This is a genomic window from Bradyrhizobium sp. FW305-F6 (genome assembly GCF_058782905.1).
This window is the reverse complement of sequence record NZ_JBYSYD010000009.1, coordinates 83,955-98,266: the sequence shown is the minus strand read 5'-3', so window position 1 is coordinate 98,266 and position 14,312 is coordinate 83,955. Positions and strand designations below refer to the sequence as shown.

The 14,312-nt window shown below is 61.0% G+C and carries 14 protein-coding genes and 1 pseudogene; 4 read left to right on the top strand and 11 right to left on the bottom strand.

The window, feature by feature from the left end; all coding sequences use genetic code 11:
- The first annotated feature begins 372 nt into the window (after positions 1–372).
- Positions 373–729, top strand: a complete 357-nt coding sequence (locus AC3WLX_RS34210) for a hypothetical protein (RefSeq protein WP_024343250.1) — start codon at positions 373–375, stop codon at positions 727–729.
- A 247-nt stretch (positions 730–976) separates the two neighbouring features.
- Here AC3WLX_RS34210 and AC3WLX_RS34205 read toward each other — a convergent pair whose 3' ends face one another.
- Positions 977–1,261, bottom strand: a complete 285-nt coding sequence (locus tag AC3WLX_RS34205) for a phasin family protein (RefSeq protein WP_024343249.1) — start codon at positions 1,259–1,261, stop codon at positions 977–979.
- Positions 1,262–1,453 (bottom strand): hypothetical protein, encoded by a 192-nt coding sequence (locus AC3WLX_RS34200; RefSeq protein WP_024343248.1) that lies wholly within the window; start codon positions 1,451–1,453, stop codon positions 1,262–1,264.
- A 176-nt stretch (positions 1,454–1,629) separates the two neighbouring features.
- Here AC3WLX_RS34200 and AC3WLX_RS34195 point away from each other — a divergent pair.
- Positions 1,630–1,680, top strand: a pseudogene (locus tag AC3WLX_RS34195) ((2Fe-2S)-binding protein); the annotation flags it as partial.
- 56 nt (positions 1,681–1,736) lie between these two features.
- Here the strand turns inward: AC3WLX_RS34195 and AC3WLX_RS34190 are convergent.
- From AC3WLX_RS34190 to AC3WLX_RS34180, 3 genes are read right to left on the bottom strand one after another with little or no spacing between them, the layout of a single operon-like run.
- Entirely contained in the window at positions 1,737–2,483 is a 747-nt protein-coding gene (locus AC3WLX_RS34190) for an SDR family NAD(P)-dependent oxidoreductase (RefSeq protein ID WP_291621141.1), read from the bottom strand.
- Between the two features lie 55 nt (positions 2,484–2,538).
- A complete protein-coding gene (locus AC3WLX_RS34185) occupies positions 2,539–3,777 on the bottom strand; it encodes a thiolase family protein (protein WP_024343246.1) in 1,239 nt (412 codons plus the stop codon).
- Positions 3,778–3,821: 44 nt separating this feature from the next.
- Entirely contained in the window at positions 3,822–4,931 is a 1,110-nt protein-coding gene (locus tag AC3WLX_RS34180; protein WP_024343245.1) for a CaiB/BaiF CoA transferase family protein, read from the bottom strand.
- A gap of 108 nt (positions 4,932–5,039) precedes the next feature.
- Here AC3WLX_RS34180 and AC3WLX_RS34175 point away from each other — a divergent pair, with 108 nt between their 5' ends.
- Both AC3WLX_RS34175 and AC3WLX_RS34170 read left to right on the top strand, forming a co-directional pair.
- The gene (locus AC3WLX_RS34175; RefSeq protein ID WP_024343244.1) at positions 5,040–5,819 is read left to right on the top strand and encodes an enoyl-CoA hydratase/isomerase family protein; all 780 of its coding nucleotides are present in this window, start codon (positions 5,040–5,042) and stop codon (positions 5,817–5,819) included.
- A 35-nt stretch (positions 5,820–5,854) separates the two neighbouring features.
- Positions 5,855–7,075: a phenylacetate--CoA ligase family protein gene (locus tag AC3WLX_RS34170; protein WP_024343243.1), complete on the top strand. Its 1,221-nt coding sequence runs from the start codon at positions 5,855–5,857 to the stop codon at positions 7,073–7,075.
- A 22-nt stretch (positions 7,076–7,097) separates the two neighbouring features.
- Here AC3WLX_RS34170 and AC3WLX_RS34165 read toward each other — a convergent pair whose 3' ends face one another.
- Genes AC3WLX_RS34165 through AC3WLX_RS34140 form a run of 6 tightly spaced genes read right to left on the bottom strand, consistent with a single transcriptional unit; the run spans position 7,098 to position 13,953 of the window.
- The gene (locus AC3WLX_RS34165; RefSeq protein ID WP_024343242.1) at positions 7,098–7,889 is read right to left on the bottom strand and encodes an ABC transporter ATP-binding protein; all 792 of its coding nucleotides are present in this window, start codon (positions 7,887–7,889) and stop codon (positions 7,098–7,100) included.
- 60 nt (positions 7,890–7,949) lie between these two features.
- Complete coding sequence (locus AC3WLX_RS34160; RefSeq protein WP_024343241.1) at positions 7,950–9,179, bottom strand: ABC transporter substrate-binding protein; 1,230 nt, start codon at positions 9,177–9,179, stop codon at positions 7,950–7,952.
- A gap of 48 nt (positions 9,180–9,227) precedes the next feature.
- On the bottom strand, positions 9,228–10,280 hold the full coding sequence (locus AC3WLX_RS34155) for a branched-chain amino acid ABC transporter permease (protein WP_024343240.1): 1,053 nt from the start codon (positions 10,278–10,280) through the stop codon (positions 9,228–9,230).
- A 3-nt stretch (positions 10,281–10,283) separates the two neighbouring features.
- Positions 10,284–11,168 carry a branched-chain amino acid ABC transporter permease gene (locus tag AC3WLX_RS34150; RefSeq protein WP_028139109.1) on the bottom strand — a complete coding sequence of 295 codons (885 nt, stop codon included), beginning with the start codon at positions 11,166–11,168 and terminating at the stop codon, positions 10,284–10,286.
- Positions 11,165–13,129, bottom strand: coding sequence for an AMP-dependent synthetase/ligase (locus AC3WLX_RS34145; protein ID WP_024343238.1), 1,965 nt, complete (start codon positions 13,127–13,129; stop codon positions 11,165–11,167). The genes AC3WLX_RS34150 and AC3WLX_RS34145 overlap by 4 nt, the downstream gene beginning before the upstream one ends.
- Entirely contained in the window at positions 13,129–13,953 is an 825-nt protein-coding gene (locus AC3WLX_RS34140; RefSeq protein WP_349509787.1) for an ABC transporter ATP-binding protein, read from the bottom strand. The genes AC3WLX_RS34145 and AC3WLX_RS34140 overlap by 1 nt, the downstream gene beginning before the upstream one ends.
- Positions 13,954–14,312 lie beyond the last annotated feature (359 nt).

The window sequence follows — 14,312 nt, the reverse complement described above, 5'->3', positions numbered from 1 at the left end:
CCTTGCTCGCTTCATCTGTCCGTCCTTTTCAGGCCGGACTCTAACTCCATCTGGAGGAAATACTCAGGGGCAGGTCAATTACCACATTTTCCCCTTCGGGCGAGGAACTTGTATCGGGGAGATTTATTGAATCGGCCGCCGATGAGGAGTGTTGCGTGATGACAGATGTTGAATCTGTTTGGATGCAGTGCGACAAGCACGCGTCGAGCTTAGCCGATACATCAATCCGCTCGATCTTCTTGGCGCCGTCGAAGCTCTTGATAGGCTGATCGATTTGCTCGATAGCGACAACGTGGATGCAGCGTTATCGCGCATCGACATTCGCAAGCATTTTAGGGTTATGGAATTCAGGTGCCCCGAAGAAGCTCCGCAATGACCGGGTCAGTTTGGCTCTATGTCAGCGTCGCTACGGAAACCGTCAAGGTGTTCGCCTCTTACGACACAGCGATAGAATGGCTGAATCGCAACGATCCTGAAGGCGCCGCCGTCGAATATCCCATTGAAGAGGAGCAGGCGCCGTCCATCGTGCCGAACCGTACCGATGTGCAAAAGCTTGTTGACGCATTCCTAGAGGCACGCGGTATCTTGAGTGATTACCTAGTGCCAGGACCGCGCAACTCGACCACCACAGTCGAAAAACTAATGGACGCGCTGACTAATGACGACGTGATCGCTGCACTTTCGCGGATCGAAGGGCGACAAAGGTTCGGGTTGGTTCACATCGAGTGATACAATCTTTGTGTGGTTTTATAGGTAGCAGCGGCGGCTAAGATGATCGACATTGCTTCGATCATTGCCAAGCCCTGCCGATGCATCAACATTCAGAACAGCGCTGTACGGCTTGCGATAAGCCGCGAGAGTTCATCAGTCGCGAACCGGTACAAGACCGTTACGAGGTACGTTCGTACAAGTGCCCCGCTTGCAAGAGTATTTTGAAGATGGTCGAGCGCACCGAACCCACTATGTTTCCAAGACGCTAAGACTTCGGCGAGAACTCGCGCATGAACTGGCTTGCGTGTTCGATCTGCGCCCTAAGATATTCGGCCTGAAGTGACACGACTTCTTGAAAATTCTGGGCGGCGGCAAGCTTGCGCGCATATTCCAAAGACGTAGCGACGTTCTGTTGCGCGAAATTGAAGGCTAGGTCACCAGGCAATTTTGCTTGCTGAAAGAAAATGGAAAATGCCTTCTCAGTTTGATCTATGGTTTTTTGGACAAGCTCCCGCACCTCGCGTGGCACGTCAACCAATTGGTTTCGCATTCAGTGCCACCTGATAAGCGTGTACCGAAGCTTGCGGGCTTCAAGCTCGGATTCAAGCTGCGCCGCATAGGCACGCACGGTCGGCCCCACGAATCTGTATCGGCCACCATTGGCTTCGTCGGCCGCCACTTGCCGATGGATGCTCTGCCACATGGCGAGCAAGCTTTGGTCAGTAGAGTTTTTGAAGTTCATGTTCGCCCCGTCATCGCTTCCTGCCAGATCGTAGCAAAGGGATGCGCAAGACCGAAGAGCGAACAAAAGCATGGCTAACCCACTCGTCCGGTTAGCCAGACGCGACTGCCAAGCCTTTGCGAATTCTGGATTTCGCTTGACTAATGGCGCACCACTCGGAATAAAACTGCGAACTCTTACGTTATCGAAATCGCGGCTTTGAATTCTGCACATCCTGCCCAAAGTAATCGGCGGCGGTCATTGAACCCCTGTTGAAATTTCGGAGGGCCAGAAGCGGCATCATCTAGCGCGGCTGCATTCGCGCGCCTGCGTCAATGCTGATAGTTGTGGCGTTAAGATAGGCATTCTCGGCGATGTGCTTGACCAAACTGGCGAACTCGTGGGGTTGCCCCATCCTGTTCGGATAAAGGATCATACGGTCGACGATCGACTGCGAAACCTTCGGCGGTATGCCGGCGACCATCCCGGTGTCGAACAACCCCGGTGCAATGGAGACGACGCGAATGCCATGTTCAGCGAGGTCACGCGCGACAGGCAAGGTGAGGCCGACCACGCCGGCCTTGCTGGCGCTGTAGGCCGCCTGGCCCACCTGCCCTTGCGAGGCTGCGCCGGATGCGGTGTTGATGATGACGCCACGTTCGCCGCTCGGGCCCTCCGGTTGGTTGCAGGTCATAGCGAGCGCCGCAAAGCGGATGATGTTGAAGGTGCCGGTGAGATTGATGCCGATGACCTTGTTCCAGGTCGCCAGCGGAAACGGCTGCCCCTTCGATACGGTCTTGGCCGCATCGGCGACGCCCGCACAATTGACGGCGATATGAACCGCCTGGAATGCTTCGAGCACAGCCTCGATCGCGGAGCTAACGCTGGTCTCGTCGGCAACGTCGACAACACGCCCGAATGCCGCGCTCCCCAGTTCCCGGCAAAGATCGGCGAGCCGCGACTCGTCACGATCGAAGGCGGCGACACGCACGCCCGCCTTCGCCAGTGTGACGCACGATGCCCGCCCGAGCCCCGACGCCGCGCCGGTCACGATTGCAACTTTTCCATTCAACTGCATGAGAGCCCCTCTTGCTCGATCTTCTGTATCAGCGGCCAAGGATGGTGATGCAGGCTACCGCCTCTTCGATGCCCTGAAGGCCGCCGCCGTTTTCGGCGAGCGCGATGCGCGCCCCCTCGACCTGCCGCGGTCCCGCCTCGCCGCGCAGTTGCGCCACCAGTTCATGTACCTGCCCGATGCCGGTGGCGCCGACGGGATGTCCCTTGGATTCAAGTCCGCCGGACGGATTGACCGGTATAAGTCCGCCGAGCGCGGTGTCACCGCGCTCCGAAATGATGCCGCCTTCACCGAAATCGCAGAATCCGAGGTTCTCGATCTGGATGATCTCGCCCATGGCCGTCGCGTCATGCACCTCGGCGACAGCGACGTCGTCCGGGCCGATACCGGCCTTGTTGTAGGCCTTTTTCGCCGCGAGCGCGGTACAGTGCCGCTCCACTTCGGACGGGTCACGATCGCTACCGGTCTGGATGACCGATGCCAGCACGCGGATGGCCCGCGACTTGTCGAGACCAAGCCGCTTCAAGCCCGCCTCGGTCGCGAGGATCGCAGCCGCCGCACCGTCCGATATCGGCGAGCACATCGGAAGCGTCAGCGGATAGGTGATCGGCGGGGCATTCAGCACTTCGTCGACCGAATAGGCATTACGAAACTGCGCCAGCGGATTTTCCACGGAATGCCGATGGTTCTTCGCCGCCACCGCAGCAAGCTGGCGCTGCGTGGTGCCGAAGCGCTTCATGTGCTGACGTGAGAACGCGGCGTAGACATCCATGAACACGCTGTAGGGCTTGTCCGAGGTCGTGCCTTCCGGCACCTCGACACCCTCGCCGAGCGCTAGCAGCCTGTCGCGAATTTCGCCGTCGCGGCTGACGTCCCAGGCACTATCGAATGCCTCGAACATCAGCTTGCGATCTGTCGAGAACATCTTCTCGGCGCCGAGCGCGAGCGCAAAGTCCCCCTCACCCGCCTTAAGGAAAGTCACGGCAAGGTTGAACGCCGTGCTGCCGCTGGCACAGGCGTTCTCGACATTGACAACGGGAACGCCGCCGATTCCCATTTCGCGTAGCAGGATCTCGCCGCGGATCATGTGCTGGCGCTCCATATGGCCTTGCGACGCGTTGGCGAAGAAGGCCGCTTCGATGTCAGACTTCTGCAATCCCGCATCGCCGAGCGCGGCATCCACCGCGCTGCGCGACAGAGTCTTCATATCGATATCGAGCATGCGCCCAAACGGGGTCATGCCAACACCGACCACATAGATGTCGCTCATCGCGCCCTCCCTTGAGGATTGGAATCTTCTCTGGTCTCTACCTGCTAGTCCTTGAGCTCCGGCAGTGCACGCAGCACCTGCTCCGTATGCTCGCCAAGGCCGGGCACGCCGGAGCGCGGACCGGGATGCTCGCCGGAAAAAATCAACGGCTGCGCCACATGGTGGCTCCGCCCGCCGTTCCCATCCGCCACCTCGCGGAACAGCCCGCGCGCCCGGAAATGCGGATCGGCGGTCACCTCGCTCAACGAGTTCACCGGCCCCCATGGAATCCCGGCGGCATCCAGCTTCTGCGCCCAATCGGTGCGATCGCGCGTCGCCAGCACGGCAGCGACCTTGCCTCGCAAGGCATCGCCGCGCGCGACCCGCTCGCTGCGATTGAAGCCGGCCGCATCAGGCATGCCGAGCAACTCGCACAGCGGCCGCCAGAACCAGTCTTCATGAGCAATCGACAACGTGAGGAGACGGCCATCGGCACACTTGAAGACGCCATAGGCCGGCTCGGCGCCGATGTCGGCGAGCGGCGCACCGTTCATCACCGGACCGAGCATCACCGACATCCAGGACACCAGGCCGTCCGTCATCGAGACGTCGACATATTTTCCTTCTCCCGTACGTGCGCGCTCGAACAGCGCCGCCAACGTGCCGACGGCAGCGAACATGCCGGAGGACAGGTCGCCGATCGCGATGCTTCCCGGATCCTCCACCGAGCCTTGCTCGGCGTGACGAAAGAGAAACCCGGCAAGTGCCTGATAGGAGATGTCGTGGGCGGGGCGATCGCGATACGGCCCGTCCTGCCCGAAGCCGGAGATCGAGACATAGACCAGCCTTGGGTTGAGCTCCGCCATCGCCTCATGGCCGAAGCCGAGACGCGCCATGGTGCCCGGACGAAATCCTTCCATCAGCACGTCGGCGGAAGCGACCAGCCTGCGCAGGTTCAGCTTGCCTTCAACGCTCTTGAGATCCAGCGCCACCGAGCGCTTGCCGCGATTGAGCGCGCCGTGGAAGGCCGGAAACTGCCGTGCAGGATCTCCCGCGCCCGGACGTTCCACCAGGATCACGTCGGCGCCAAGATCACTTAGTAACAAGGTTGCGTAGGGCCCGGGATACTGCTCAGCCAGACTGATCACCCGAATTCCAGCGAGGGGAAGACTCATCTCGATCGCTCTTTCCGGCAGCGGCTTGACTTGCATTAATCCCGACAGTCTGTAACATAACCTTACGAATAATCAACTAACTCAAAAGTCAATTCCGAGGAAAGTCCGGTGGAATCGGTTATCTCTGAAATTCGGGCCGGCGCGATGTGGATCACGCTGAACCGGCCGGATGCACTCAATGCCATTACTCCCGCAGTGGTTTCGGGCATCAACGCGGCGCTCGACAAGGCTCAGCTGTCGGACATCCACGCAGTGGTGCTGACCGGAACGGGGCGCGCCTTCTGCGCCGGCGCCGACCTCAAATTCATACGCGGCGAAGCCGGGAACGACGAAACGTCGCTGAGCCGCTTTCTCGATACCGTTCTCCTTGTCATGAACCGGCTCGAGACGTTTCCCATGCCGGTGATCGCGTCGCTGAACGGATTGACGTTGGCTGGCGGCTTGGAACTGATGCTGTGCTGCGATCTCGTCGTCGCGGCGCGCTCGGCCAAGCTGGGCGACGCCCATGCAAATTTTGGGCTCTTGCCCGGCGGCGGCAGCTCGGTGCGGCTGCCGCGTAAGATCGGCCCCACCCGCGCAAAATATCTGCTCTACACCGGCGAGTTCGTGCCAGCCGAACAGCTCGTTGCCGCCGGACTGGTCAACGAGGTCGTCGATGACGACATGCTGATCCCGGCGACCGAGGCGCTGGTCGCCAAGCTCGTCAACAAGAGCCCGCTCGTGCTTCGGCGCATGAAGGTGCTGGTCGATGATGGCCTCGAGCAACCTTGTGCGATAGCACTGCGACAAGAACTGCTCGCCAGCGAAGTCCACGCCCGCAGCAACGACCTGAAGGAGGGACTTGCCGCATTCGAGGAAAAACGCAAACCACGCTTCACCGGCAAATAGGAAAAGCAAGTCGGGAATGCCAAGAGGAGACGGTAATGAGCCAGGAGACGCGCTTCACGGTCCTGCAACAGATCCAGCGTGCGGCCCACCAGCTCGCACCCGCCATTCGGGAGATGTTCGATCGCGCAGGCCTCGCTCCAGCCGATCTCAAGACCGTGGACGACCTGTCGCGGCTGCCCGTATTCAAAAAGGAGTCGCTGGTCGAGTTACAACGCCAGCGGCCGCCATTCGGGGGTTTCCTTGCAGCAAAGGATGAAGAAATCGTCCGTATCTTCGTCTCTCCCGGCCCCATCAACGAACCTCAACTGAGGCACGACCGCGACGGATGCGGCTTCGGCACGGCCTTTGCCGCCGCCGGCCTCGGCCCCGGCGATCGCGTGCTCAACACCTGGTCCTATCATCTCGTGCCTGCCGGCCTTCTGCTCGACGAGGGCCTGCGCTCGGTCGGCGCGACGGTGATTCCAGCTGGCACCGGCGGCAGCGAGTTGCAGGCGAAGCTGGTGACCGACCTTGGCGTGACCTGCATCTGCGCCTCGACCGCCTTCTTCATCACGCTAGCGGAAGCCATCGAGGCGATGGGTCATTCGCTGCCCGGTGGCTGGAAGGTCAGAACTGCGTTGCTCGGCGGCGAACTCGGCGACTGGCTCGGCAAGCGCCGTCGCCTGGAAGCCAGGTACGGCGTTCGCACCTTCGCAGTCTATGCGACGGCGGACTTCGGCGTGATCGCCTTCGAAAATGGCGCGCAGGACGGCGGCTACGAGGTTCACCAGGACCGCATCGTGCAAATCTGTGACCCGACGACGGGGGCTCCGCTTCCGCACGGCGAGCCCGGCGAGATCGTGGTTACCACGCTGACGCCGGGCTGGCCGCTGATCCGGTTCGGTACCGGCGACGTCGCCGTCGCCACGGCTATGAACGCCGATGGCACGGTGCGCAGGATCGGCATGCTGCAGGGACGCGTCGGGCAGGCGGTGAAGGCGCGCGAGATATTCATCTATCCGCGCCAGCTCGAAGACCTCGCTATTGCCATTCCGGGAATCGGCCGCGCGCAGGCCATCGTCACCCGCCCGCAACAGCGGGAAGAGATCACGGTGCGGCTTTCGCTGCTTCCGGATGCGGACCGCGACGCCGTCCTGGCGGCGGCGCCGGCCCGCTTCAACGCGCTGTCTCGTCTGAAGGCCGACCGTATCGAGGTGGTAGGAACAGACGAACTGCCGGCCGACGCTCCATTCGTCGTCGACCGGAAGGACGCCTGACCCCGCACCGGCACGCAGCGCCTCAGCCGAGCCACCGCTTGCGGCGTCGATAATGCTTGATGTCGCGGTAGCTCTTGCGCTCGCCCTTAAGGTCAAGCCCGAGGTAGAACTCCCGCACGTCCTCGTTGTTTCGCAGCTCTTCCGCGGCGCCTTCGAGGACGATGCGTCCATTCTCCATGACGTAGCCGTAGTCGGCGATATCCAACGCGACGCGCGTGTTCTGTTCGACGATCAGAAGCGTGGTCCCGCTTGCCTTGAGGTCCTTCAGCAGCTCGAACACCTCGTCGATCATCAACGGCGCTAGGCCAAGCGACGGCTCGTCAATCATGATCAGCCTGGGATTGGCCATCATCGCGCGCCCGATCACGACCGTTTGCTGTTCGCCGCCGGACAGATAGCCGGTTATCCGATCCTTGAGCGCCGCAAGCCGGCGAATGCGATCGTAGACATGATCAAGGCGCTTGCGTACCTCACGCCCCGACGATTCCATGTGGCCGCCGACCAGCAGATTCTGCTCAACGGTCAGATGGCGCAACACGCGGCGGCCCTCCATCACGTGGATGATGCCGCTTCGAACGACTTCGGTCGGATCCGACTTGTCGATTCTCTTGCCGTCGAAACCGATATTGCCGGAGGTCACCCGGCCGTCCTCGACGCGTATGATGCCGGAAATCGCTTTCAGCGTCGTCGACTTGCCGGCCCCATTGCCGCCGAGCAACGCAACGCATTTGCCATCCGGCACGGCGAGCGAAATGCCCTTCACCGCCAGAATGACGTCGCTGTAGATGACTTCAACGTTGTTCAGCTCGAGCAAAACGCAAGCCTCCCGAGGGGATCCGACCGGGCCCGCGGGACCCGGCCGGATGGCGTTACTTCACCACTTGTTAATGGACGGCACCGGCACGTTGGCAGCAGCCTCCGTGTACTTGCCGTCCTTGATGGTGACGATACTCGCGACCAGCCCCTGCGTCGGGAATGGCCCGTCGTTCGAGAACTTGGTGTTGCCGAGAATCTTGTAGGTCTCATCCGCGGAGATCGTCGTCGACATCAGCGCCTCGCGGACAGCTTCGCCCGTGACCTTGTCAGCACCGACCTTCTTGGCCGCAGCTTCGATGGCCCGCATCGCAATCAGCGCCTGACCAAGACCTTGGACAGCCGAAACCGTCCATTTGGCCTTGAGGTTGTACTTGCTCTGAAGCATTTCGAAAAACTCACGCCCCGGCGTCTTTGCATCAGTGGGCGCGGCCATCGCATAGACCTCATAATCGCCCTCCATCTGCTTGATGTCGCCGATCGCGCGACCAGATTCCGCCAGTCCGTTGTGCGAGCTCACGACAATCGGCACATTCTTGCCGAGCGACTGAAGCGCACGCTTGGTGGCGACCACGGCAGCCGTGTTCGTCATGATCATGATTACCTCGGCACCCTTGCGGGTCACGCGGTTGACCTGGGTAGTGAGATCGGTGGGCTGTACTTCCGTGAACACGACCTCAACGACCTCGACCTTGCCGGGATTGTCGGCCGCGTAGCGCTGGACGCCCTTGTGCTGATCGACATAGGCGGGCGAGGCTTCCGACGAAATGATCGCGACCTTCAGCGGCCCGCTGCCGCCGCGCTTCTGACGTAGCCACTCGAAGAAGGCTGCGGCTTCGTGGCTGTAGGTCGGACGCTGATTGAAGATCCATGGATCGGGCTTCCAGGCAAAGCCATACGCTGCTGTCGACATCACCATCGGAATCTTGTCGGTTGGCAGCCGCCCCTGAAGCGCGGCCACGTCAGGTCCACCGACCCCAAGCGCGATGATCGGATTGAGCTCGGCCTTGATACCAGGCCACAGGCTTGCCACCTGCGCCGCGTCATAGCGATGATCGTAGTCCTTGATGCCGAGCTTGATCCCGATCTTCTTGCCGACTTCGGCATTCCACCAGTCGATGACCGGCCGGCGCGCCCCGATCAAGTCCTTCATCACGTCCGCATAGGGACCGGTGAAATCCGCCAGCGACGCGACGTTGTAGGTGGTCTCGGCACGGGCCGACGCCGTGATTGTCAGCAAGCCGAGTGCAGCCGCCACCCCGGCAATCTTGATGTTCTTCAAGATAGTCATTGTTCAGTTTTCTCCCATGTGTGTTTTCAATGTTCGGGCGCCCGGCCTTCAATAGGGAAACGGCCAAAGGCGATAGGATCGTTTCAGGATGTTCCAGCGATGCATCAGCCCGCGTGGTTCGAAAATCAGGAACGCTGCGATGATCCCGCCGAGAAAAACGTTCATCAGCGCAAACACCACATCCCCGCCGAGCGACGGAAATTGCGCAACGATGCCGGGACCAAGCGTAACGAAGCTCTCCTGGATCGCCTTGATGACGAATACGCCGATCAACGCCCCGGTGATCGAGCCGAGACCTCCGACAATGACCATGGCGATGAACCAGATCGAATGGAACAGCGTGAACTGGTCGACGGCGACAAAGCGCACGTAGTAGGCCCACAACGCTCCGGCGATCCCCGCGTAGAACGCGCCGATCAGAAAGGCGATCGCCTTGGTCCGCACAACATTGATCCCCATCAGGCCGGACGCGACGTCGTCGTCGCAGACTGCGACGAAGGCGCGTCCGTGCCGGCTGCGCACGATGCCGTAGGCACCGAACACCATCAGCGCCGTCACGCCCAGACAGAGATAGTAGATCGACGTCTCGCTGACGAAGCTGAAGCCGAAGATTTGCGCCGGTTCCAGCGTCAGACCGTTCGATCCGCCGAACCACGACTGCGGCAGATTGAGGATCAGGAAATGAAACAGGGTCTGCGCCGCGATGGTGGTGAGCGCCAGGTAAAAGCCCTTGATGCGAACCGCAGACAAGCCAAAGATGAAGCCAAATACTGCAGCGGCGCAGCCTCCGAGCGGAATGCTGAGCCAGAATGGCAGATTGAACTTGATGGCCAGCGCACCGGTGGCGTAGGCACCGACGCCCATGAAGGCGGCTTGGCCGAGATTGATCTGGCCCGCATATCCCATGTTGATCTGCAGGCCGATCACGACCACGGCCATGATCAGCATGTTGGTCGAGATCGCGACGAGGCGCGGTCCCAGAACATGAGGCAAAACGGCCAGCGCGACGAGAAACACAATGAGCGCGATCCATTGCCCGCGGGTGCGGATCAAGGCCTTATCGCGTTCGAAACTGGTGGCGAATACGCCTGCCGGATCCATCGGTCAGACCCTTTCGATGGTCTTCCAGCCGAACATCCCGGTCGGCCGAATAAAGAGGATGAGCAGCATGATGATGAATGGGAATACGGTGCCGATCGCGCCCCCAACGATCGGATCGAGATAGGCGGTCACGAGCCCCTGAATGATGCCGACGATAAGGCCGGCCAGCAGGACGCCGGCGATCGCCTCGAAACCCGCCAGCAGCGCCACCGGCAATGCTGCGAGGCCGATGTCGGAGGCAAGAAAGTTCAGCGACTTTCCGCTGAGGAAGATGACGGCGCCGAGTGTCGACAGCACAGCGCCGAGGATCCATGCGAACGCGATAGAGCGCTTTACCGAAATTCCCATCGACAATGCCACCTGGTGATCCTCGGCGACCGCCGTCATGCGCAGCCCGGCCCGCGTTCGGTTGAAAAACCACGACAGACCGAAGCCGACGATCACCGTTATCACGCCGCCGATGAGAAGCGAGCGAGGGATCAGAATCTCCCCGATGATCACCGGCTGAAGCGGGAATATGATTGGGAACGAACGCACCTGCGGCCCGAACAGCACGAGGATCAAACCGCGGATCAGGATGAGCAGCCCGATTGTAACCATGACCATGGCGAAGACCGACTCACCGGCAAGGCGGGAAAAGAAGACGCGCTCGACCAGGAGTCCGAACAGTGCCGCCGCGACGAATGCGAGCGGAAGACCGATCGAGAGCGGCAATCCGAGCGAGGCGACCATCCACCAGACGATGAAACCGCCGAACACGACGAGTTCACCCTGGGCGAAATTGAAGACCTTCGATGCCCGATAGATGACCACGAAGCCCATGGCGATGAGGGCATAGAGGAGCCCGACCAATGCGCCGTTGATGAAATAATTGACGAAATCGATCATGCGATGGCTCGCAACGGTGCAGCGGCGTTTCCGCGCTTGTCGCCTTTAACGACATCGTGGATGGTGACGTGAGCGGACAGCGTTCCCTTTCGCCCATCCTGATACGTTACCGCGATGTCGAGTTTCTGATCATCCCGGCCGCCGTACATCGCCTCGATCAGCACGGCATAGCGTTCGGCGAGGAATTCGCGCCGCAGCTTGCGCGTACGGGTCAGCTCGCCTTCATCCGGATCGAGCTCCTTGGGGAAGTTGGCGAATCGACGGACCCGCGCATGTTCGGGCAGGAACAGGTTAACGCGCGCAATCTCGCCGCGCACCAGTTCGGCCACTTCGGCCTTCTGCGAAAGATCGGTGAAGGTGGAGAAACTGATGTTGCGATCTTCCGCCCACCGCGACACCACGCTCATGTCGATATTGATCAGCGCGCCGATATAGTCGCGCGTATCGTCGCCAAGCATCATGACGTCCTTGATAAACGGACTGAAACGCAGCCGGGTCTCGATAAACTGAGGCGGAAACCGTTCGCCGGAGCGAAGCTGTCGAAGATCGTCGAGGCGCTCGAGGAATACGAGCTCGCCGCTGTCGGTGACCGACACGGCATCGCCCGTGCGATACCATCCGTCCTCAACGCGCTGGGCGACGCTGTCGGGCTTCTTGTGATAGCCTTGAAAGACACTGCCGCCACGAACGAGCAATTCACCCTGCTCCGACACCTTCCATTCCAGCGCCGCACCGGATTCGGGGTGCGAGCTCAGCCAGTGCCCGACCGTCTCGAGATTGTACCGATTCCCCTGATGCAGGGTCAGGAGTCCGATCTCGGTGGCGCCATAGATATTGCGTAACGGCACGCCGATGGCATGGAACAGGCGAAACACATCCGGCGCCATCGTGGAGCCGCCGCACAATGCGAGCTTGATGCGCGTGAGGCCGAGCTTGTCTCGCAGCGGCTTCAATACCAGCATCTCCGCAAGCGGCAGCGCAAGCCGCGCGCCGAGCGGGACGGGCCTGCCTTCAAGACGCGCGACATGGACCTTGTGGCCGATATCGACACCCCAGGCATAGATCGCCCTGCGCGTCCGGCCAGCATCGAGCATCCGGCCCTGGATGGTGGCGGCGAGGCTCTCCCACTGGCGGGGAGCGAATACCATCACCTCGACTGCGAGTTCGCGGATATTGTTGAGAACCTCCTCAGGCGATTCCGGGAAATTCACCACCAGCGGCAGCAGGAGGCCGATGGTGACGCCGAAGAACTGCTCCGTCGCCCAGGCCGGGGCGATATAGGTGAGATACTCCATGCCGGGCTTGATGCCGGTCGCCGCGATGACGCGATGCGCGTTGTCGACGAGGTAGCGGTGGGTCAGCACCACGCCCTTCGGCCGCCCGGTGGTGCCGGACGTATAAGACAGCACGGCCACGTCGTCGGGTCGGCCTGTCTCAACCAGGCGCCGGAACAGATCGGTATCCTCGGCGTGGCGTGCGCGTCCGACCTCAACCACCTTCTCGAACGGCGTCAGGCGCTCGTGACGATAGGACCACATCCCGGTATCGTCCCAGTAGATCATCTGGCGAAGGTGCCGAACGCGATCGAGAATCGCGAACCCCTTGTCCACCTGCTCCTGATCCTGCGCTACCAGACAGACCGCATCGCTATCGTTAAGGAGGTATTCGATTTCGTCCGCAGTGATGTCAGGATAAAGCGAGACGATCTTGCATCCGATCGAGAACGCCGCAAACTCGCTCCAGAAGTTCTCCGGCTCGTTCTCGCCGACAATGGCCACGGTCTCGCCGCGGCGAATACCTATCGCGTCAAGGCCAAGGGCGAAGGAACGCACCTTCTCGAGAACATCACCATAGGTGTATTCGCGCCAGATGCCGCGATACTTGTGCCGCTCAACGAGCCGGTCCGGCGCCGCGCTGGCGCGCTCGAGCAACAGTTGCGGAATGGTACGCATCGGCAGCATCAGCGATTTCCTTCGCCCAGATACGCCTTGAGCACCGCAGGATTTTTCTGAACCTCCAGCGGAGTCCCCTCTGCAATCTTGCGGCCAAAGTCGAGCACCACGATCCGGTCCGCTAGATCCATGACGACACCCATGTCGTGCTCGACGAGCACCACCGGGATCCGTCGCGCCTCGCGAACGTCGAGAATGAATCGCGCGAGGTCCTCCTTCTCCTCGGTATTCATCCCGGCCATCGGCTCATCCATCAGCAGGATGCTCGGCTCCTGCGCCAGTGCCCGACCGAGATCGACGCGTTTGCGCAAGCCGTAGCCGAGGCTGCCGACCGGCTGATGGCGGATGGATTCGATTTCGAGCAGCTCGATGATTTCCTCGACGACCTCGCGGTGCCGGATCTCCTCGCGTCTGCAAGGCCCGAAGTAAAAGAATGCCGACGGAATCGAGCTCTTCATGTGAATGTGACGGCCGACCATGATGTTTTCGATCACGGTCATGTTCGAAAAGATATGCGTCCCCTGGAAGGTCCGGGCCAGGCCGGCCTTCACGATATGGTGGACGCCCATGCCGGACAGCAGCGAGCCATTGAATCGTACCTCGCCCTGCTGCGGCCGATAGAAGCCGCTGAGGCAATTCATCAGGGAGGTCTTGCCGGCACCGTTCGGCCCGATCACCGCGAGCAACTCGTCCACCCCGACCGCGATGGACACATTGTCAAGCGCGACGACGCCACCGAAAGCCATCCGGATACCGTCGGCGACGAGAAGCGCGGCATTCTGCGCCGCACGGCTCTGCGATGCTGAATAGAGAGGCGAAACAGCGCTCAACACGCTCCCCCTTCACAACGCAGTCCTGCGACATTCATCCTCCCCACGGTATGCGGCATTTCGACCGAACAGCGCCCCACCCTCAAATCGCCCCATCCTCTGCGGATTTTTATGACCGATGAGCATTATTTTTAACTCGACAGTCAATTTAGGTCAAGCCCATTCGGGCGCCTGCAACACACCACGACGAAAAGGCAGATCGAACACTCCGGCGCGAACGCATCAAGAGGCACGGATTCCGGTTGCAGCAGGCAGCAGGCACTTCCCGCTTTGGAGGAAGCTCGTGATTGGGCGCATTCAGGCGCGCCTTTCGACGAAGCGGCCCTCGACCTTTCGACCTGCAATGGCACCAAACCGAAAAG